The 19,472-nt window shown below is 38.3% G+C and carries 21 protein-coding genes; 6 read left to right on the top strand and 15 right to left on the bottom strand.

Annotated elements, in window-relative coordinates; genetic code table 11:
• Window positions 1-48: 48 nt before the first annotated feature.
• From IX38_RS08875 to IX38_RS08845, 7 genes are all read right to left on the bottom strand, one after another.
• Window positions 49-873, bottom strand: a complete 825-nt coding sequence (locus IX38_RS08875) for a flavin reductase family protein (protein ID WP_034703952.1) — start codon at window positions 871-873, stop codon at window positions 49-51.
• Window positions 874-999: 126 nt separating this feature from the next.
• Window positions 1,000-2,247 carry a fumarylacetoacetase gene (fahA, locus tag IX38_RS08870; protein ID WP_034703911.1) on the bottom strand — a complete coding sequence of 416 codons (1,248 nt, stop codon included), beginning with the start codon at window positions 2,245-2,247 and terminating at the stop codon, window positions 1,000-1,002.
• A 78-nt stretch (window positions 2,248-2,325) separates the two neighbouring features.
• On the bottom strand, window positions 2,326-2,784 hold the full coding sequence (locus IX38_RS08865) for a hypothetical protein (protein WP_034703909.1): 459 nt from the start codon (window positions 2,782-2,784) through the stop codon (window positions 2,326-2,328).
• 70 nt (window positions 2,785-2,854) lie between these two features.
• Complete coding sequence (gene hppD, locus IX38_RS08860) at window positions 2,855-3,985, bottom strand: 4-hydroxyphenylpyruvate dioxygenase (protein WP_034703907.1); 1,131 nt, start codon at window positions 3,983-3,985, stop codon at window positions 2,855-2,857.
• A 231-nt stretch (window positions 3,986-4,216) separates the two neighbouring features.
• The gene (locus IX38_RS08855) at window positions 4,217-5,011 is read right to left on the bottom strand and encodes a hypothetical protein (RefSeq protein WP_034703905.1); all 795 of its coding nucleotides are present in this window, start codon (window positions 5,009-5,011) and stop codon (window positions 4,217-4,219) included.
• A 136-nt stretch (window positions 5,012-5,147) separates the two neighbouring features.
• The gene (locus IX38_RS08850; RefSeq protein ID WP_034703903.1) at window positions 5,148-6,422 is read right to left on the bottom strand and encodes an acetyl-CoA hydrolase/transferase family protein; all 1,275 of its coding nucleotides are present in this window, start codon (window positions 6,420-6,422) and stop codon (window positions 5,148-5,150) included.
• Window positions 6,423-6,447: 25 nt separating this feature from the next.
• Complete coding sequence (locus IX38_RS08845; RefSeq protein WP_034703901.1) at window positions 6,448-7,635, bottom strand: homogentisate 1,2-dioxygenase; 1,188 nt, start codon at window positions 7,633-7,635, stop codon at window positions 6,448-6,450.
• 121 nt (window positions 7,636-7,756) lie between these two features.
• Here IX38_RS08845 and IX38_RS08840 point away from each other — a divergent pair, with 121 nt between their 5' ends.
• Together IX38_RS08840 and IX38_RS08835 are read left to right on the top strand one after the other, a co-directional pair.
• Window positions 7,757-9,823 (top strand): TonB-dependent receptor plug domain-containing protein, encoded by a 2,067-nt coding sequence (locus IX38_RS08840; protein ID WP_034703899.1) that lies wholly within the window; start codon window positions 7,757-7,759, stop codon window positions 9,821-9,823.
• Complete coding sequence (locus IX38_RS08835) at window positions 9,820-10,281, top strand: thioredoxin family protein (protein WP_034703898.1); 462 nt, start codon at window positions 9,820-9,822, stop codon at window positions 10,279-10,281. The genes IX38_RS08840 and IX38_RS08835 overlap by 4 nt, the downstream gene beginning before the upstream one ends.
• Before the next feature lie 159 nt (window positions 10,282-10,440).
• Here IX38_RS08835 and IX38_RS08830 read toward each other — a convergent pair whose 3' ends face one another.
• Complete coding sequence (locus tag IX38_RS08830) at window positions 10,441-10,830, bottom strand: DUF1304 domain-containing protein (protein ID WP_034703896.1); 390 nt, start codon at window positions 10,828-10,830, stop codon at window positions 10,441-10,443.
• Between the two features lie 65 nt (window positions 10,831-10,895).
• On the opposite strand from IX38_RS08830, the gene IX38_RS08825 reads away from it, so the two are divergent.
• The 3 genes from IX38_RS08825 to IX38_RS08815 all read left to right on the top strand — a co-directional run bounded on the left by IX38_RS08825 (window position 10,896) and on the right by IX38_RS08815 (window position 12,411).
• Complete coding sequence (locus tag IX38_RS08825; RefSeq protein ID WP_051884578.1) at window positions 10,896-11,468, top strand: Crp/Fnr family transcriptional regulator; 573 nt, start codon at window positions 10,896-10,898, stop codon at window positions 11,466-11,468.
• Window positions 11,469-11,531: 63 nt separating this feature from the next.
• The gene (locus IX38_RS08820) at window positions 11,532-11,963 is read left to right on the top strand and encodes a DoxX family membrane protein (RefSeq protein WP_034703950.1); all 432 of its coding nucleotides are present in this window, start codon (window positions 11,532-11,534) and stop codon (window positions 11,961-11,963) included.
• 4 nt (window positions 11,964-11,967) lie between these two features.
• Entirely contained in the window at window positions 11,968-12,411 is a 444-nt protein-coding gene (locus tag IX38_RS08815) for a carboxymuconolactone decarboxylase family protein (RefSeq protein ID WP_034703893.1), read from the top strand.
• An 81-nt stretch (window positions 12,412-12,492) separates the two neighbouring features.
• Here IX38_RS08815 and IX38_RS08810 read toward each other — a convergent pair whose 3' ends face one another.
• The 7 genes from IX38_RS08810 to IX38_RS08780 all read right to left on the bottom strand — a co-directional run bounded on the left by IX38_RS08810 (window position 12,493) and on the right by IX38_RS08780 (window position 18,142).
• Window positions 12,493-12,981 (bottom strand): PPC domain-containing DNA-binding protein, encoded by a 489-nt coding sequence (locus IX38_RS08810; RefSeq protein ID WP_051884576.1) that lies wholly within the window; start codon window positions 12,979-12,981, stop codon window positions 12,493-12,495.
• Window positions 12,982-13,097: 116 nt separating this feature from the next.
• Window positions 13,098-14,081, bottom strand: coding sequence for an aldo/keto reductase (locus IX38_RS08805; protein WP_034703891.1), 984 nt, complete (start codon window positions 14,079-14,081; stop codon window positions 13,098-13,100).
• Window positions 14,082-14,342: 261 nt separating this feature from the next.
• Window positions 14,343-15,092 carry a type 1 glutamine amidotransferase domain-containing protein gene (locus IX38_RS08800; protein ID WP_034703947.1) on the bottom strand — a complete coding sequence of 250 codons (750 nt, stop codon included), beginning with the start codon at window positions 15,090-15,092 and terminating at the stop codon, window positions 14,343-14,345.
• Window positions 15,093-15,211: 119 nt separating this feature from the next.
• A complete protein-coding gene (locus IX38_RS08795) occupies window positions 15,212-15,499 on the bottom strand; it encodes a putative quinol monooxygenase (RefSeq protein ID WP_034703890.1) in 288 nt (95 codons plus the stop codon).
• The gene (locus IX38_RS08790) at window positions 15,499-16,113 is read right to left on the bottom strand and encodes an NAD(P)H-dependent oxidoreductase (protein ID WP_034703889.1); all 615 of its coding nucleotides are present in this window, start codon (window positions 16,111-16,113) and stop codon (window positions 15,499-15,501) included. Before IX38_RS08790 ends, IX38_RS08795 begins: the two co-directional genes overlap by 1 nt.
• A 173-nt stretch (window positions 16,114-16,286) precedes the next feature.
• Window positions 16,287-17,060 (bottom strand): alpha/beta hydrolase, encoded by a 774-nt coding sequence (locus IX38_RS08785; RefSeq protein WP_034703946.1) that lies wholly within the window; start codon window positions 17,058-17,060, stop codon window positions 16,287-16,289.
• Window positions 17,061-17,275: 215 nt separating this feature from the next.
• Window positions 17,276-18,142: an AraC family transcriptional regulator gene (locus tag IX38_RS08780; protein WP_034703887.1), complete on the bottom strand. Its 867-nt coding sequence runs from the start codon at window positions 18,140-18,142 to the stop codon at window positions 17,276-17,278.
• Window positions 18,143-18,326: 184 nt separating this feature from the next.
• Between IX38_RS08780 and IX38_RS08775 the strand changes: the two genes are divergently transcribed.
• A complete protein-coding gene (locus IX38_RS08775) occupies window positions 18,327-19,247 on the top strand; it encodes a LysR family transcriptional regulator (RefSeq protein ID WP_034703885.1) in 921 nt (306 codons plus the stop codon).
• Window positions 19,248-19,472 lie beyond the last annotated feature (225 nt).

Below are 19,472 nucleotides of genomic sequence, written 5' to 3'. Positions count from 1 at the left end.
GATAAATAGAAAACCAGCCTTACATTGGGCTGGTTTTATTTGTGGAATTTATGGTATTGTTAAAAGTGTCCAGGCTTCTTCAATCCTGCTTTCCAGCAGCAATTTCTGAGCATCCAGATGAAGATTTTCATCCGCATGGAAATTTCCCGCAGGAAGTATTTCTATATTGGCGAGCATTCCCAGGTCATTTCCTGTAAATACCTTACTGTACTTAATGGAATCCGGCAGAAGATCGAACCCGATTCCCTTTGTTACCAATGGTTTCGGAACCTCAAAAAGGCTGTTTTCATTACTTCTGGAATACCAGTTGCCTCCTAAACGGGCCACCATATCCAGCTTTTGCTGATCCAGGTTTCCAGCTTCGTTCAGGTATTCTTCCCTGATATGGATTTTCCGAACCTCACAAATCACGAGATTTCCTGCACCGCCCTGATCTCCCAGAGATTTCACTTCTAAAACTTTACATTCAAAGTTAACAGGACATTCTTCAATGAGTTTGGGTTGTACCAGGTCTGCATCTTTCATGGTCAGTCCGGATTTGATAAACTCATTGACTCCGGTTTCATATTCCGTAGAAGCTAAAGAAATCTGCTGCACAATTGGAAAATTTACCGTTCCGATCACTACTTCAGGAACTTCAAGAATATTTTCCAGGGTGTGTTTTGTGGTATTGTCACGCACTCTTCTTGACGGTGAAAAGATAAGCACCGGAGGAACCGTACTGAACATATTAAAAAAGCTGAACGGAGATAAATTGATGGTTCCGTTCTTATCAACCGTAGAAGCAAGTGCAATCGGACGTGGGGACACGGCGGTCTGCATGATGGTCTGAAGCTGAACGGGGGATAGTTCGGAAGGTATTACTGTTTTCATTGATTCTTCTTTACCACCTGAGTTGTTGTTATTTAAAAACCTCATAGGTTTCCAAAACCTATGAGGTTTAATTATTGTACTGATAAAATAACTAATAAACTCTAAGTGTTTAATTTAAATTAGATATTAAACCGTTGGAATAATTTTTCCTGAAACTTCACCGAAACCTACTCTCACACCGTCTTTTTCAGCCCATGCTTTCATGGTAACCGTATCGTTGTCTTCAATGAATTTTCTTTCCTGACCGTTGCTTAGCTGTAAAGGATTTTGTCCTCTCCATGTCAGTTCCAGCATAGATCCGAAAGATTTTGGATCGCTTCCTGAAATGGTTCCGCTGGCGTACAGGTCTCCAACTTCTATGTTGCACCCGTTTACTGTGTGGTGGGCAAGCTGCTGGCTCATATTCCAGTACATGAACTTGTAGTTACTTTCTGAAATCAGGTTTTCTTCACCGTTTTCAGGTTGTAAATACACTTCAAGGTTGATATCGTAATTTTTATCTCCTTCAAATTTTAAATAATCCAAAACTTCAGGATCCTGCTTTGGGGAAGCTGTTCTGAAAGGTTCCAGCGCTTCAAGGGTAACTACCCACGGAGAAATAGATGAACCGAAGTTCTTGCCAAGGAAAGGCCCCAGCGGAACATATTCCCAGGCCTGAATATCTCTTGCCGACCAGTCGTTGAATACTACCATTCCGAAGATTGCTTCTTCAGCATCTTTAGTAGAAAGGCTTTCGCCCATTTCCGAGTTTCTGTTAAGAATAAAAGCCATTTCAAGCTCAAAATCAAGTTGGTTGCTTGGTCCGAAGACAGGCTTTTCTGCGTCTGCAGGTTTTGTCTGACCTTTTGGACGGTTGATTTCCGTTCCTGATACTACAATAGATGAAGCTCTCCCGTGGTAGCCTACAGGAAGATGTTTCCAGTTTGGAAGCAGTGCATTGGCCGGATCACGGAACATTTTTCCAACGTTCGTTGCATGTTCAATGCTGCTGTAAAAATCCGTATAATTCGGGATATGTACAGGCATCATCATTTTTACTTTGTCAAGATCGTAGAAAGCATCTTCAATGGTTTTTTCGTCCTTGGACAGGATTGAGCCTTCCTGCAGCAATTCCTGGATTCTGGTGCGTACTGCATTGGTTATGGGTTTGCCCAGTTCAATAAACTCATTAATGGTATATGCCTCAAAAACATTGTCGATTAATCCTTCAATGTTTTCAAAATAGCTGAGGTCGTACAGTGTTGCAAGATCAATTACCTGATCCCCGATCCTTGTACAGCATCCGATATATTCTTTATTAAAAACTGCTACTCCGAAAGGAATATTGTGTATAGAAAAGTCTGAATCCGAAGAATATTCTACAAATGATTTCATATTTTTTTGGAATTAAATTAAAGTGGTAAGATAACCAATCTGTAAAGATTTGCTATCCCTGTTTGATGTCTGTGGGAATTATTTATTCTGGGAGTATGAGGCTTCATCTATCCATCTGGCTTTTGTGTTGACATCAATAAGATACAGGATATTATCCTGCCTGGTCAGCAGCAAAGTTTTGGTCACAGGCATCGGAACTTTTTTATTTTCAAGTTTATCCGCTCTCAGAGAAAGAATGTTTTTCTTTCTGATGATATCTCCTGTAAAAACGTTTGAACTGCTTTCGCCGGTAGCTTTGTCATCAAAAACTTCTACATAAGTCGCTTCTTTTCCTTTAATAATAATAAAGTCTCTTTCCGTGTGATCCTCTGCATCTTTAATGAAGACAAACTTCTTATTGTCGATATTTACATTTTCAAGATGCTGATTGATGCCTTTTCTTTCTTCCAGGCGGTTCAGGATTTCATTCAGGGTTCCATACTGGGCCTTTAGCCCTAATGTCCCGAAAAATAAAACTCCGATTAAAATTTTTCTCATAATATGTGTTTTTAAAAAAAAGTTTTGTCAGGACTCTTCATCCTGACAAAACTTACGATCTGTATTTAAATTAAAGATTTCCTCTTCTTTCCTGCTCTCTTTCCAGTGCTTCGAATAATGCTTTGAAGTTTCCGGCACCAAAACTCTGTGCACCGTGTCTTTCAATGATCTCGAAGAATAGAGTAGGACGGTCTTCTACAGGCTTCGTGAAGATCTGCAGTAAGTATCCTTCTTCATCATGATCAATAAGGATGCCTAAGTCCTGTAGTTTTTTAATATCTTCATCAATATGGCCAACTCTTTCAGGAACCATATCGTAATAAGCCTCTGGTGGAGCCGAAAGGAATTCTACACCTCGTTTTTTTAATTCTGTTACGGTGTGGATGATATCCCTGGTAGCCACAGCAATGTGCTGAACACCTTCTCCTTCATAGAAATCAAGATATTCTTCCACCTGGGATTTCTTTTTACCTTCTGCCGGCTCATTGATCGGGAATTTTGCAAATCCGTTTCCGTTTGACATTACTTTAGACATTAATGCAGAATATTCTGTATTGATCTGCTTGTCATCAAAAGAAAGGATGTTCACAAATCCCATTACTTTCTCGTACCATTCTACTGTAGGGACCATTCTGTTCCAGTCTACGTTTCCTACACAGTGGTCTACGTATAATAAACCTGCCTCTTCAGGATTGTAGCTGCTTTCCCATTTTTCGTATCCGGGCATGAAAGCTCCGCTGTAGTTTTTTCTTTCGATAAACATGTGGATGGTTTCTCCGTACGTATAAATTCCGGACATTCTTACCTCACCGTTCTCATCTGTTAAAGTTACAGGCTCCAGGTATGGTTTTCCTCCTCTCTTAGTCGTTTCTTCGAAAGCTGAGTAAGCGTCATCTACCCAAAGTGCCAAAATTTTCACTCCATCACCATGCTTTTTTACGTGTTCGCTGATAGGAGAGTCGGATTTAAGTCCTGTTGTTAATACCAATCTTATTTTCCCCTGTTGAAGAACATAAGAAGCACGGTCTCTTACTCCTGTTTCAGGACCAGCATATGCTACAGACTGAAAACCGAAAGCGGTTTTGTAATAATGGGCAGCCTGTTTAGCATTTCCTACATAAAACTCAATGTAATCTGTACCGTTGATAGGTAAAAAATTCTCAGCTTGAGCAATTTTTTCGGCAAATGTAAGTGTTGACATATTTCTATTTTTACTTTTATTTTAATGTATGCAAATTACAAAAATCTTAGAAATAGCGAAAACATTGAGATGGATTCCTTGAATATACTTAACATAAAGTTAAAGAAGAGTTTATTTAAGTATATTTAAGTTTCTTTATAACAGAATTAGTTATCTATCTTTGATATACAAAGAACAGTGAAAAAAAATATTTTCGAAACAGGGAAGCCGTAGAATTTTCTACGGCCTCTTCTATTTTTCTATTTCAAATTTCCTGTTCAGTCTGCCTGCATCAGGGTTATAGTTGTCCCATATCTTCCATGTATTATCTATTTTACGGATAAAGTAGATTTGGGTATTGAGCTGGTTTACAAAGTGTTCCTCGCCGGTTTTACCTACTTTGAACAAAAGATTCCAGAACTCCTGGGTCTCCAGTATTTTTTTATCAGGCTCATCAGTAACAAGATGAATATCAAAAACTTCATAGTTGGAACGGTTGTTTTTGGTTACCAGCTGAAAATCCCTTTCACACAATTCTCTGCTGAATTGTGAGGCTCTTTCTAAAAATGGGGAACTGTCAAACACCAAATCCTTGAATATGTCTGTTTTGTGATCCGGAAAATTTTTGTAAAATTCAAATACCGTGGCACAATAATCATACACCATTTTGGTGAGAAATTCAAAGCCTTCTCCCATTTCTTTCCCGTGATTTTTAGGTCCCATGGACTGTATGTAGTCATTCAGGTCTTTATAGCCCAGGAAAATACAGATCTTATCCAGTGTTTTCAGGAATCTGAGATCATTATGGGTTTTATCCTGATAATCATTTTCAAAAAAACGCTGTAAAGTAACGTGTGATATGGTATTCCCTATTTCAAATTTTTTTCCGCCTTTCAGTTCTTCGGCGTCTGATAATTCATCTTTTATAATTTCGGAAAGAATAATATAATGGCTTCTCTTCCATTGATTCACATTCCCTAAAACAGAATTCCTTACTTTCGAATGCTTTTCAACTTCTTCTCTTATCGAATTATATATAGTTTTCAATTTCCTATGGTTTTGAATGAGCTTATCAAAAACACTGCCAAATGTTAATTATTTTTTAATATCCGCTCTGTTTGTGTTAGTGGTATATTGGCCTTACTAATAAAAATATAGTAAGGAAATCATGGTTAGGTATTTTTTATTGCTTAAACCTTTCATAAGCTGCTCTTTCCAGCATTTCCCTGTCATCGGGATGAGCAATGCTGATCAGTTCCTGGGCTCTCTGACGGAGATTTTTACCATATAAATAAGCGGTACCGTATTCTGTGACTACATAATGAATATGTCCTCTTGTTGTTACGACACCGGCACCCTGTTTAAGAAAAGGAACGATCCTTGAAATTCCTTTTTTGGTTCTGGAAGTAATCGCAATAATCGGTTTTCCGTCCTCACTCAGGGCTGCACCTCTCATAAAATCCATCTGGCCTCCGATTCCGCTGTACTGCAATGTACCGATAGAATCTGCACATACCTGGCCCGTAAGATCTATTTCAATGGCAGAATTGATGGCGACCATCTTTTTATTCCTCATGATATTAATCGGAAAGTTCACATCGCTTACGTCTTTAAATGCAAAAACAGTATTGTCATCCACATAATCGTAGAGTTTTCTTGTTCCGAAACAGAAGCTTGTGATGGTCTTATTATCGTTATATCCTTTATATTTGTTATTGATTACATCATTCTGGATCAGGTCTATAACTCCGTCACTCAGCATTTCCGTGTGGATTCCCAGGTCCTTATGATTGGTTAAACATTTAAGAACCGCATCAGGAATCGTTCCGATACCCATCTGCAATGTTGATTTATCTTCAATAAGTTCTGCTACATTTTTTCCTACAAGCATTTCTTCGGGACCTACCTTTGAACCGTAATCTACTGTCGGAAGTTCTTCCTCATGCCATACCAGCTTATGGATCCTGCTGATATGGATCATTCCGTCGCCGTGGGTTCTCGGCATCAAAGGATTAACAATAGCAACGATGATTTTGGCAGTGTCAACTGCTGCCCTTGCAACATCTACGGATGTTCCCAAAGTACAGAAGCCATGTTTGTCAGGTGGCGAAACGGTCACCAGGGCCACATCCAGAGGCAGAATATTTTTTCTGAACAGGATAGGGATCTCACTTAAGAAAACGGGAACAAAATCTCCCCGCTCCGAGTTTACAGCATCCCTTACAGGTGTTGATACGAATAATGAATTAACAAAAAAGCTGTTTTTGTATTCCGGTTTTGCAATTTCTACATTCCCTTGCTGGGTGATGGAAACCATTTCTACATTTTCCAGGCGGTGAGACTGTCTTGCCAGCTCATCAATAAGATAATTCGGAGTACATGCACTTCCGTGGAAAAATACGCGGTTTCCGCTTTTTACAGTATATATAGCTTCTTCTGCACTAATGTAATTGTACATAATGAATTTTTTATAAGTGATTTTTTTATTCCTGGGAACGGTCTTCCATGGTTTTATCTGATTCTTCCAGCCATGAGGTTTTGTAGGAAGGATCTTCCACTTTCAGTGCTTCTTCCGTGATTTTCAATGGGCGGAAAGGATCTACCATTACAGCATATTCTTCAGTGAATTTTTTACCAATACTTCTTTCCATTGCTCCCGGATGTGGTCCGTGTACAATTCCTCCCGGATGCAGGGTAAAGTCCATCAGGTCGATGTGGTTACGGCTCATAAAGTCACCTTCCGTGTAGAATAAAACCTCATCAGAATCAATGTTCGAGTGGTTATAAGGAGCCGGAATAGCCATTGGATGATAGTCATACATTCTTGCACAGAACGAGCAAACCACAAAATTGTGACCTTCAAAATTCTGGTGTACCGGCGGCGGCTGGTGAATTCTTCCCGTAATCGGCTCAAAGTTTTTGATATTGAATTTATAAGGATAAAAATACCCGTCCCATCCTACAACATCAAACGGGTGTGTTGCGTAGATGAAATCTGTGATCTGGTTTTCTTTTTTTACTTTAATTAAAAAATCTCCTTTTTCGTCTTTAGGTTCTTTAAAAACCGGAGCGATCATATCTCTTTCGCAGAACGGAGAATGTTCCAATAGCTGTCCGAATTCGTTTCTGTAACGTTTTGGGGTGTAAATTGGAGAGTGGCTTTCCAATACAAAAAATACGGTGTCATCTGATTTCAGCTCCACCTGATAAATGGTTCCCCTGGGAATAATTAAATAATCACCTACGAAAAATTCAAGATCTCCTACAAAAGTTTTTAAAATTCCGCTTCCGTTATGAACATATAAAAGTTCGTCACATTCTGCATTTTTGTAAAAATAATCCATGGATTTTCTGGGTTTTGCCAATCCCATTTTCAGATCATTATTCATCAGAAGGATCTTTCTGCTGTCCATAAAATCGTCTTCAGGCGTTACATTCATTCCTTTAAACATCCTGGGAGCAACATTTTTTTCCACGGCGATCTTAGGTGTTACATCTTTTGCCGGACCAATTGATTTGATCTGTGTAGGCCGGTGGGTATGGTAGAGCAATGAGGAAATTCCGTGAAAGCCTTCCGTTCCGAAAAGCTGTTCATAGTAAAATTTATCTTCCGGCGATTTGAAAATCGTATGTCTTTTTTGTGGGATATTTCCCGCTTGATGATATCTCATTTTACTTTTATATGTAGTTTCTCAAATTTAATCATTTTTCGTGAATTGATTTCAACAACATTTGTCATGGTGTTTTGTAATTCAAAAATAATTGTTAGATTTGTCTAACAATTTTAATTTCATGAAGCGAATACTATTTTCTGTTACTCTTTTATCTTCTTTTTGTTTTTCTCAGGAGACAGACAGCCTGAATGTACATCCTGCTATAAAAACCGATTCAGTAGTTCCCACAGCAAAAATCAGAACGAGTAGTATTGAAGATGTTGTTATTACCGGAACGATAAAACCGTTCAGCAGATCAAAAAGTCCTGTTGCCGTTGAGGTTTACAGTCAGAAATTTTTCCAGAAAAACCCTACTCCGAGTATTTTTGAGGCGATTGCGATGGTTAATGGGGTAAAACCTCAGCTGAACTGCTCGGTATGCAATACGGGAGACATTCATATCAATGGTCTGGAAGGGCCTTATACTATGATCCTGATTGATGGAATGCCTATCGTAAGCTCACTTTCTACCGTATACGGTTTGAGCGGGATTCCCAACAGTCTTGTCGACAGGATTGAAGTTGTAAAAGGCCCGGCCTCTTCTATCTACGGTTCCGAAGCTATGGGAGGGGTGATCAACATTATCACCAAAAATGCGCTGACCGCTCCTAAACTGAGTGTAGATCTCATGACGAGCACCTGGAGTGAGAATAATCTTGATGTTTCAACGAAGTTTAATGTTGGAAAGAATGCGGCATCTTTACTGAGCTTCAATTATTTCAGCTTTAAGGAAAAAATAGACCGGAACAAGGACAATTTCACGGATGCAGCTTTGCAGAGCAGAGTTTCTGTTTTTAATAAATGGAATTTTAAGAGAAAGGAAAACCGACAGGCAAGTTTTGCGATGAGATATTTATATGAAGACCGCTTTGGCGGTGAAATGCAGTGGAACAGGCCTTATCGCGGAAGTGGAGATGTGTATGGCGAAAGTATTTATACCAGCAGGGCAGAAGTTTTTGGACTGTATCAGTGGCCTTTGAAAGAATATATCGTTACCCAGCTTTCTTATAATTATCATGACCAGAACTCTTTTTACGGCAGCAATCCGTATAATGCGCTTCAAAAAGTTGCTTTTGTAGAGACGTATTGGAGTAAAAAACTTGGAAAGCATGATCTGACAAGCGGAGTTACATTCAAAAGAACATTTTATGATGATAATACGCCAGGAACATTGTCTGCGGACGGAATCACCAATGAACCAATGAAATCACCGCTCTGGGGAGCTTTTATTCAGGATCAGTGGGAAATTAATGATAAGCATACTTTATTGGTAGGCTACCGGTTCGATTATGATAAAATTCATCATGAAGTGCATTCGCCGAGGCTGGCATGGAAGTTTTCCCCGAATCCTTATCATACACTGAGATTCAATTTTGGAACGGGATTCAGAGTGGTGAATTTGTTTACGGAAGATCATGCGGCACTGACGGGTTCGCGTGAAGTATTAATTAAATCAGATTTGAAGCCTGAAAGATCGGTTAACGGAAATTTAAATTATATCTGGAAAATCCCGGTGGGAAGCCGCCTGCTTCAGTTGGATGCTTCAGCGTTTTATACCTATTTCAGCAATAAAATTGTAGGTGATTTTGACGCTGATCCGGATAAAATTATTTACGACAATCTTCATGGCTACGGAATTTCAAGAGGAGCTTCCATGAATGTGGATTACAGTTTTAGTTTTCCTTTAAGTATTAATTTAGGAGTGACTTATCTTGATGTGTATCAGAAATTTGATGGTGAAAATGAAAAAGTTCAACAACTTCATGCCCCAAAATGGAGCGGAACCTACAGTTTGACCTATAAATTTCCGAGTAATTTAACGGTAGATTTTACAGGACAGTTTTACGGACCGATGCGACTGCCTGTACTTCCGAACGACTTCCGACCGGAATATTCGCCATTTTATTCTTTAGCCAATATCCAGGTTTCAAAAAGTTTCAAATCCGGCTTTGAGGTGTATTGCGGAATTAAAAACCTGTTCAATTTTACCCCGGAAGATCCGTTGATGCGACCTTTTGATCCATTTGATAAATATGTGAACGACCCGATAAGCAACCCGAACCATTATACTTTTGATACTACCTACGGTTATGCACCAATGCAGACGATCAGAGGTTTTCTTGGGGTAAAATATACTTTGAAATGAAAATTTTTATTTTATTTTTAATGTCAGTGCCCTGTTTTTGTCTGTCTCAGATGAAGACAGGCACTTTTTCCGATCTTGAAACATCTATGAAAAAAGATCCGAAACCGGTTATTATTCATTTGTATACAGATTGGTGCTCGGTCTGTAAAATGGAGAAACATGCTTTGAATAAAGACAAAAACACTGTTGACCTGATCAGCAAAAATTTTTATCTGATTAATTTTGAAGCGGAAAAAACGAAAGAAAAAATACAGTTCCATGGAAAGGAATTTGGGTATCTGCCAAATGGAAGCTCCGGAATTCACGAACTGGCTCTGGCTTTGTCTAAAAATAAGGATCGGCCTGTTTATCCTTTGTGGATTGTTCTGGATAAGAATCAGAACTTAGTATATTATCATGAAGGATTGTTGACGCCTGAAATAATGAAGCAGAAACTTTTGGAAATTTCTGCTTTGTAGTTATTGTTTGTTGGTTATCTTTTATTTACGGGACGTTTTTAAGGCGCAAGAAAATCCAAGATTTTCAGCAAGGTGAAATGTTGAGAAATAAACAGGATGAATTTTACCGGAGATAAAATTCTTGCGCTTTTGGTGAACCAACAATATGTTTAAAAAGATTTATCTCTGTAGAAGATGAAAGAAATTGCTCAACACCACAGCAATAATCGCTAATATCGCCGGTAAAGCCTGTACGAAAAATATTTTCCTGGTGGCTGAAATGGCTCCGTAAATTCCGGCAATAGCCACACAGCTTAGGAAAAACAGGGAAACATTGGCCTGCCATTTCGGATCTTCAATTAAAAAAGACCAAATGAGTCCTGCTGCAAGAAAACCGTTATACAGTCCCTGATTGGCAGCCAGGCCTTTCGTGGGCTTAAACATTTCTGCCGGCAGTGCAGCTTTAAAGACTTCTTTTCCTTTGGTTTCCCAGGCGAACATTTCCATCCATAAGATATAGATGTGTTCCAGTGCCACGATAGCGATCAGAATTTTAGCAATGAGTTCCATGATTTAATGTTTAGACATTGTAAAACTAAAAAAATAAAGTTAAGTTTGGTTACTCAATTGCAAATATGGATACTTTCAAAGCACATTTAAATAAATTCATTACCGTCACAGATGAAGAGTATGCTTCCATATTTTCTTTTTTTAAGGAGATAAAAGTGAAGAAAAAGCAGGATCTGATGCTTCACGGGGAGATTTGCAGATGGATGTATTTTGTTTCTGAGGGCTGTCTGAGGAAGTTTTTCCTGAATGAGAAAGGAGCGGAACAGACAACGGAATTTGCCATAGAGAACTGGTGGATCACGGATACTTTTGCGTATGAAAGGCAGATCCAATCGGATTTCTGTATCCAGGCTGTGGAACATTCTGTCATTCTTGCTATTGATCTTCAGCAGCAGGAGCTTCTTTTGAAAAAGCATCCTATGATGGAGCGGTACTTCAGGATGGTCTATCAGAGGGCTTATGCCGCTTCGGAAAGACGGATCCGTTACCTGTATGAAATGTCAAGGGAGGAACTTTATGTGCATTTCAGTACTCTTTATCCCTGGTTTATCCAAAGGATTCCCCAATATTTAATAGCTTCTTTTCTGAATTTTACTCCGGAATACCTGAGTGAAATAAGAGCTAAATTACGATCTTAAACCAGTTTAAGTTTTTTACTAAATATAAGCCGGAAATTTGTCATGTTATTAAAAGCCAGTATCATGACAGATAAAAATGTTCGGTTTCCGCAATTGTTCTTAAGACTTTCCATTTCTGTGACCATGCTTTCTGCGGTGGCAGACAGGTTGGGTTTCTGGGGCAAAAATTCTGCCTGGGGGAACTGGGAGAACTTTGAGGCTTATACCCGAAAACTGACCTTTTTTCTTCCTGAAAGCTTAAGTATATTTTCTGCATATACCGCGACTTTTTTTGAATTACTTTTTCCAGTGCTGCTGCTTTTAGGCTGGAAAACCAGAATGGCAGCTTGCGGATCCTGCTTTCTGCTGCTTGTCTTTGCTTTGTCAATGACCGTGGCATTGGGAATTAAAGCCCCTTTGGATTATTCTGTCTGGGTAGGAAGTGCCGGAGCCTTTTTACTGGCCGTTCAGCCGGAATATTTCTTTAGTATAGATCAACTAACCAATAAATTATAATATTATGAGCGCAAGATTAAATATTGCCACTGTAGATTCAGCAGCTTACAAAGCAATGATGGGATTGGAAGGATACCTTCAGACCATTTCATTGAACCACATTCAAAAGGAACTGATTAAAATCAGAGCTTCACAGATCAACCAATGTGCTTTCTGTCTTGATATGCATACCAAAGATGCTCTTAAGTACGGTGAAACTACTCAAAGAATTTTTATTCTTAACGGGTGGAGAGAAGCGAAAGACTTTTTCACGGAAGAAGAGCAGGTACTTTTGGCGATGACAGAAGAAATTACCCTGATCAGTGATAAAGGCCTTACAGAAGAAACCTTCCAAAGGGCAAAACAGTATTTTGATGATGGCCAGATAGCACAGATCATCATGGCCATTATAACGATCAATGCCTGGAACAGAATTGCAGTAAGTACACATTTACCGATCGCAAAATAGTTTCCTTAAAAGGTAATTACAAAAAGGGCTCTTCAAAACTGAAGAGCTCTTTTTTCTGTGAATAAGAATATAGCATCCGGTTTAATGCTGATGCTCGAGCTGCAGTACATTGGCGTTCAATGGCTGTTCAATTTTCCTTTCCAGTTTTTTATCATCAATGGTGATATATATTTCCATAGAACCCGTTCCTACGTGCAATGACAGAATATGTCCGCCATAAGCATTGAACTGATCGTCAGTGGCCACACCGTGAATATGAAGTGAAGGTCCTTTTTCGTTCCATGCAATAGAACCCGTAAGGCTTCCCATTTCTACTTTATTGAATGTTTTGGGGTTAAATTTTTTAGCATTAAAATCATAAAATCCAAAAGTAACTTCTCCTGCAAAGCCAATCCCTGAAAAATTTGCAGAGGAAATCTTTTCTGCTTTTGCTAATTTTTCAATCTCTCCGATCACATCATCACCTTCCCGCAATACCATGATATAACCGGTTTTTGTACGGTCATACTTCGGGATTTTTGATGAAGATTCCTGCTGGGCCATTATTTCTGAACCTGCAGTATTTATCATTAAAAAGACACACAGTTTAAGTAAAAGAGACTTCATAATGTATATTTTAGGTTGATAGATGAAAGAATAAGCTCAGTAAGCCGTCACAATGGAGCAGGTTTACTGATGATACAAGATTAAATTTCGCTTAGTGCTGTATTAATGAAGTTCAATTCATCATGAGAAAGTTCAACAGACATAGCGTGCGCGTTTTCAATGGCCTGCTGTGCGTTTCTTGCTCCAGCCAGAACAACTGTGATTGCCGGTTGTAAAGTAGTCCAGCGTAAAACTAATTGGGAAAGTGTTGCCCCTTTTTCCTGAGCGATCGGTTCGATTTTGTCTAAGAAATTTTTTACTTTATTGAGATTAAACTGTGAAAAATAACCGTTTCTGTGGTCGTTTTCTTTTAATTTATTTTCTTTGAAATATTTTCCTGTTAAAAGACCTCTTTCCATTGGACTGTATACAATAATCCCCGAATTGTTTTCTAGGGAATAAGGAACAATATTACTTTCAATGGCTCTGTTCAGCATGCTGTAAGGAACCTGGTTGCTTGCTAATTCCAACGTTTTGTTGGCTTCTTCCATTTGCTCAACAGAGTAATTGCTTACACCTGCAGCACGAATTTTCCCCTGTTGAATTAACAATTCCATAGCTTCCATCGTTTCGCTGATTGGCGTTGTAGAATCCGGCCAGTGAAGTTGTAAAAGGTCAATGTAATCTGTTCCTAATCTTTTCAGGCTTTCCCCGACTTCCTTAATAATATTCTCTTTTGAAGCGAATTTATAAACAGGAATTTTTACACCATTATCTTCAGCATCGAAGAAAAATTCGCCTTTTCCGTTATTGCTGCCGTCCCATACGAGACCGAATTTGGTTAGTAACTGAATTTTTGAACGGTCTTTTCCCTTAATGGCTTCACCGATCATTTCTTCACTGAGCCCGAAACCGTAAAAAGGTGCCGTATCAATGGAAGTTACACCATGATCCAAAGAGGCATGAATTGAATTGATGGAGTCCTGTTTTTCATTGCCACCCCACATATTTCCTCCGATAGCAAATGCACCGTGGGTAATTGCAGACAGTTCCAGTTCCGTATTTCCTAATTTTCTGTATTCCATTTTTGTTTTGACTGTTTTAGAGGGTGTAATTAAGTTCTTATTATTCCGGATGTTTTTTCTTTAAACCACCCCGTCAAAAATTCTTTGAATTTTTGCCACCCCTCCAGTGGAGGAGAATTTTGATCCGACGAATTTTTGTCAGCATGAAAATCTTCTGTTTTTCTCACAACTTATGTGAACTTCCTATATTCAGAGCATTTAAACTTGAAATAACTTAAGTGTTAGAAACTTTGTGCCTTTTGTGGTTTAATAAAAAACTAGCTATTTATGAAGCTCTTTTAAAATGGCTTCACCTACACTTTTTGCAGACTGGGGGTTTTGTCCTGTAATTACTCTCTGGTCTGTCACCACATGGTTCTGCCAAAGTCCTGATTTTTCAAATTGGGCTCCTCTTTCTTTTAATTTGTCTTCGAGAAGAAAAGGAACTACATCGGCCAGTTTTACTTCAGTTTCTTCCTCATTGGTGAAGGCATTGATCTTTTTGCCGTCTACCAAATACTTTCCGTTGTTCAGTTTGACATTGACAAGACCGGCTGGGCCGTGACAAACTGCGGCTACAATTCCTCCGTTTTCGTAAATTTTGGAAGCAATACCTGCTAATTCCGTATTGTCGGCAAAATCCCACATGGCCCCGTGACCTCCGGCGTAGAAAATAGTACTATAATTATTCGGATCTACCTGAGAAGGCTGTAAAGAATTTTCGATTTTACTTTTGTCTTTACTTTCCCAGAATTCCTTGTTTACAGGATCTTTTAAATCAAATCCGTCTACCGGCGGCGTTCCGCCTTTGGGACTTACAAAATCGATTTCATATCCTGCCTTGTGAAGGACTTCCCACGGATGAGAAACTTCGCCAAGATAATATCCGGTATCTTCTCCGGTGCTTCCTTTTTTGTCGTGACTGGTTACGACAAATAAAATTTTCTTTTTCATATGTTTAGATTTTTTGGTTTGTGACTGAACGGATCTTATCGTAAAGATGGCAAGCAGTAAAAACGCTATTTTTTTCATATTAAAATGATTTTTAACCATTAAGGCTTCTTTAAGGTATTTAGAATTAAGATTGAAATTTATCATTGATTTAGCTTAATGAATCTTAACGTCTTAATTTCTCTTAATGGTTTTAATTTTTAAATGATATGGGTCAAATAAATCTGAGGTTTTTCCTGTAATTTTTCATCAGCAACAGCTCCAAAAGCCTGGATGTAAGGCTGCTGATTGTGTTGCGCTAAACCTTCTTTGCTTTTCCATATTTCGTAGAAAATGAACTGATTTTTATCCTCAATTCCCTGATGAAGGGTGTATAATTCGTTGGCTTCTTCTTTTTGAGTTTCTTTCACCATGTTTTGAAGGACTTCCAATACTTCGGTTCTGTGCTCTTCTTTGGCTTTTATAACAGCTGTAAGATAAATTTTCATTAGGCTAATTGTGGTTTTAATTCTTTTTCGAAAACGTTTTTTAAATGTTCTTTGTAGATTTTCATATCGCGTTCTACATGGGCATTTTTTTCTACATCGTGGAAGTGAAAACTTTCCATTTTTTCTAGCGAAACAAAGGCATTCATTCTATGGAATCCAAATAACGGTCCATTATCTACACTTGTTTCACCAAAGAATTCTCCAGGAAGCGTAAAGGCTGTTTCCGGAGCATTCCAGCTTGTGGTCACCAGATATTTTCTTCCGCCAAGCATTCCTCCGGTTCCGTAGTTTATTTTTGGATTGTCAGAAGTTCTTCCGTCGTTCATATAAATTCCTTTCGCATGTCCGGCTGTGAAAACTTCATCAATATATTTCTTGAAACCATTGGGAAGCTGGAACCACCAGATCGGAGTGTGGTAAATAATGTAATCTGCCCAAACGAATTTCTGAACTTCTTCATTTTTATCATAACCTTCCCCGATATTCGTGATTTTTACTTCTACATTTCCAAACTCCTTTAGGGCTTCCAAAGTGCTGTCTGCAATGGTTTTGTTATATTTTCCTCCTGAATGTCCGAAGTTTTGCCCACCGTTGATGATTAATACTTTTTTCATTGTTTTATGATTGTTTAAATTGTATGATGCAAAGTTATGTTCGATTTTTATATAATAAAAATAATATGAATTATACAATTGTATCAGAATTATGATGGATTGATTTAACAATAAAAAAGAAAAAGCTGCTCCACATTAGTGAAACAGCTTTTGTTAGTGATTTTTTAAAGGAATTACTTAACTTCTTTTGAAGCTCTGATAATAACATCTGCAACCTCCTGAGGATGAGAAATAAATACAGCATGACTTCCTTTTATTTCTGTGATTTTCGCATTTCCTTTTTTATACATTTTTCTTTGGATAGAAGGGAGAATAGCTTCATCCTGAGTGGCTACAATTCCGTATGAAGGCCTTGTTTTCCAGGGAGCTTTGGTTACTTTGGCAGCCAATGCTGCTGCTGCAAAACGTCCTTGGGAAGCGTACATAAAATCGGTCTGTGCTTTGGGAACATCTGCCGCAAATCCGTCGTGGAATTTTTCTTTGTCATAATAAAGGATTCCTTTTTCGTCTGCAGGTAAAATACCGTTTTTAGGAGATCCCGGTTCTGTTTTTGCCCAATCGAGAGCCGACTCACCTTCATCCAACTGGAATGCTGCAAGATATACTAAGGCTGCTACTTTAGGATGGTCTCCGGCTTCTGTTATAACGCTTCCGCCATAAGAATGCCCCACAAGAATGGCTGGTCCGTCCTGTCTGTCGAGAGCTGCTTTCGTTGCTTCTACATCATCCGCCAGTGAGCTCAGCGGATTTTGTACAACAGTAACATTATAGCCTTTTTTGCTCAGAATGTCATAGATGCCTCTATAACCCGACCCGTCTACAAAAGCGCCATGTACCAGAACTACATTTTTAATCATTGGTGATTGAGCAGATACGGAGATTCCGCCTAACAACATAAAGAAAATGGATAAAATTGATCCGAACGATTTTAAAATTGATGTTTTCATTGTATATAATTTAAGATTAATAATTACTAAATATGAATAAACAATTTCCATTTGGTATACACCGGCAGTTTTAATACAAAGATTTCACTGCCTCATTAATCCGGGAAAATAAACGGGCTTACCCAAATTACTTTACCATGCTTCCGTATCTGGAATTATTTACATGACAAAGGTAGGGTAGTGGTACGGCCGAAAAAATAGTTAAAAGTTGATATTTATTGTACTTTTTTCTCTTGTTGGTTGCTTTTCTTGAAAACGGCAGGCGTCAATCCTGTTTTATTAGTAAATAATCTGTTGAAATAAGCAGGATCATCATATCCCAAATTGTAGGCAATTTCTTTAATTGTATAGTTTGAATAACATAAGAGGCGCTTGGCTTCAAGCACAATCCGGTCTTTGATAATGTCGTTGGGAGAAGCTAAATTAAGACGGTTGAATTTCGTTGAAAGTGTTTTAGGGGCCATGTTTAAAAGATCGGCATAATCGGCAACACCATGTTTTTTACGGAAGTGTATCTCGACCAGGCGGCTAAAATCCCTGAAAAACTCCATTTCTCTTGGAGGTTCGTCGTTAAGCTGTCCCAATTGTTGTTTTTTCCAGGCACGGGTAGCTCTTATAATAAGCTGTTTAAGGTAGGTTCTTATCATTTCTTCCTGGGAAGATTCTTTAGCTGTAAGCTCATTTTTAATATGAAGGTATAAGTTTTCTGTATAAAGACATTCTTCGTCTGAAAGTTTTGTCTGGGGAAGATTGTAAATATTATTGAAAAGTATACCATCACAAGCGACTTCCGCATCATGAATCTGGATGCAGTAAAAATCTCTGTTGTAATAAATGAAATGCACTTCCTGCTGTTCGGCATTCTTAATTCTTACTTTTTGATGGTTACCTACAAAAAACAATGCCGGACCGTCAGTAATATATTCATCAAAATCTATGGTGATATGGCAGGATTTCGGAAAGAAAAATATTCTTATATAATCATTGTATTCGTCAGTACTGATCTCATCAATCGAGTTTCCGTCGATAATGAGATAGCCGAACATTTTGTGATTATACTCGTAATGACTGATGAATTTCATGGTTAGCTGAATATAAGTACAGTGATAATTAATTGTAAACTTATCAAAACTGTTTACAAATTATGATTCTTTTAACAAATTTATACAAATTAAAAATATACTTGATAGGTTGAATCAAACTATTTTACATATTATTATTGTAATTATTTTTTAATTTTGTATCAGAATATTGATAATTGTAATCATGGTAAACTTAGAATGGTACCGGACTTTCAAGGCAATTTATAAAACAGGAACCTTAACCGGGGCCGCAGAAAGTTTATTTATTTCGCAACCCGGAGTAAGTCTGCATTTAGGCTCTTTGGAAGCATATGTCGGGTATAAATTATTCGACAGAACAGGACGGAAAATGATTCCGACAGAAAGAGGAAAAGTCTTATTCAATGCTGTTTCCGAACCTCTTACAAAACTGGAAGACGTAGAGAAAAACTTTCAGAAATCTACAGAAAAGCTGACACCTACGATCAGTGTAGGAATGTGTTTTGAGACCTTCCAGACCACACTGGAGCAGTATGTTTCTACTTTGCCGTTCAATCTGATTATAAGCTTCGGAGAATATCCCGAAATGCTGGACCAGCTGGATAAAGGGATTTTGGATCTTATCATTACACCCAAAAAAGGAACTTCACCCAATATTGAGCATGAGCCATTTTCTTCCGAGCAGATCATTCTTGTAGGCGGAAAAGATGTAGATACCGAAAGTTTCCTCAAGACCCTGGAAACAAAAGGTGTTGAACATGCTGAAGAATGGCTGAAGCAGGAGAAATGGTACGGAACCACGGGGGATATGGAACATCTGTTTCAGTTCTGGATCATGAATTTCGGGCATAAACCGAATTTCCGCCCCAATTATATTGTCCCGAATTTAAATTCAATTATCCGTTGTCTGAAAGGCGGCATCGGGCTGGCCGTTGTTCCTGATTTTTTATGTAAAAATGAAATAGAGAACGGTGACATCAAGCTGATCTGGGAAGGTGGGGAAAAACTGGAAAATACACTGTATTTCGGATGTAGAAAAAAGACCAATTATCAGCCGGAGATCAATCATATTAAAGGATTATTCAGAAAGGTCATGGGTAAGAATAACCATGTCATGCATCTGTAATCCGTTTTCATAAATAGGGAATGGGTAATAGACTGTGAAAAATATTTACGTATTCCCTTTTTTACAAAACCGTTCTTTTCATAGAATCTGATCTGGCAGAATCCGGTATCTGAAGTTCCTGCAGTTAATGTTAGCGATTGCGCCACTGAACCAGCTCATGGATAAGCTCCAGACATAAAACAGTAAAAATGGTAAGCAGAATTTCCAATTTTTTATTGCAAATTT

The organism is Chryseobacterium luteum (assembly GCF_000737785.1).
Lineage (GTDB): Bacteria > Bacteroidota > Bacteroidia > Flavobacteriales > Weeksellaceae > Chryseobacterium > Chryseobacterium luteum.
This window is presented reverse-complemented; position numbering and strand designations above follow the sequence as displayed.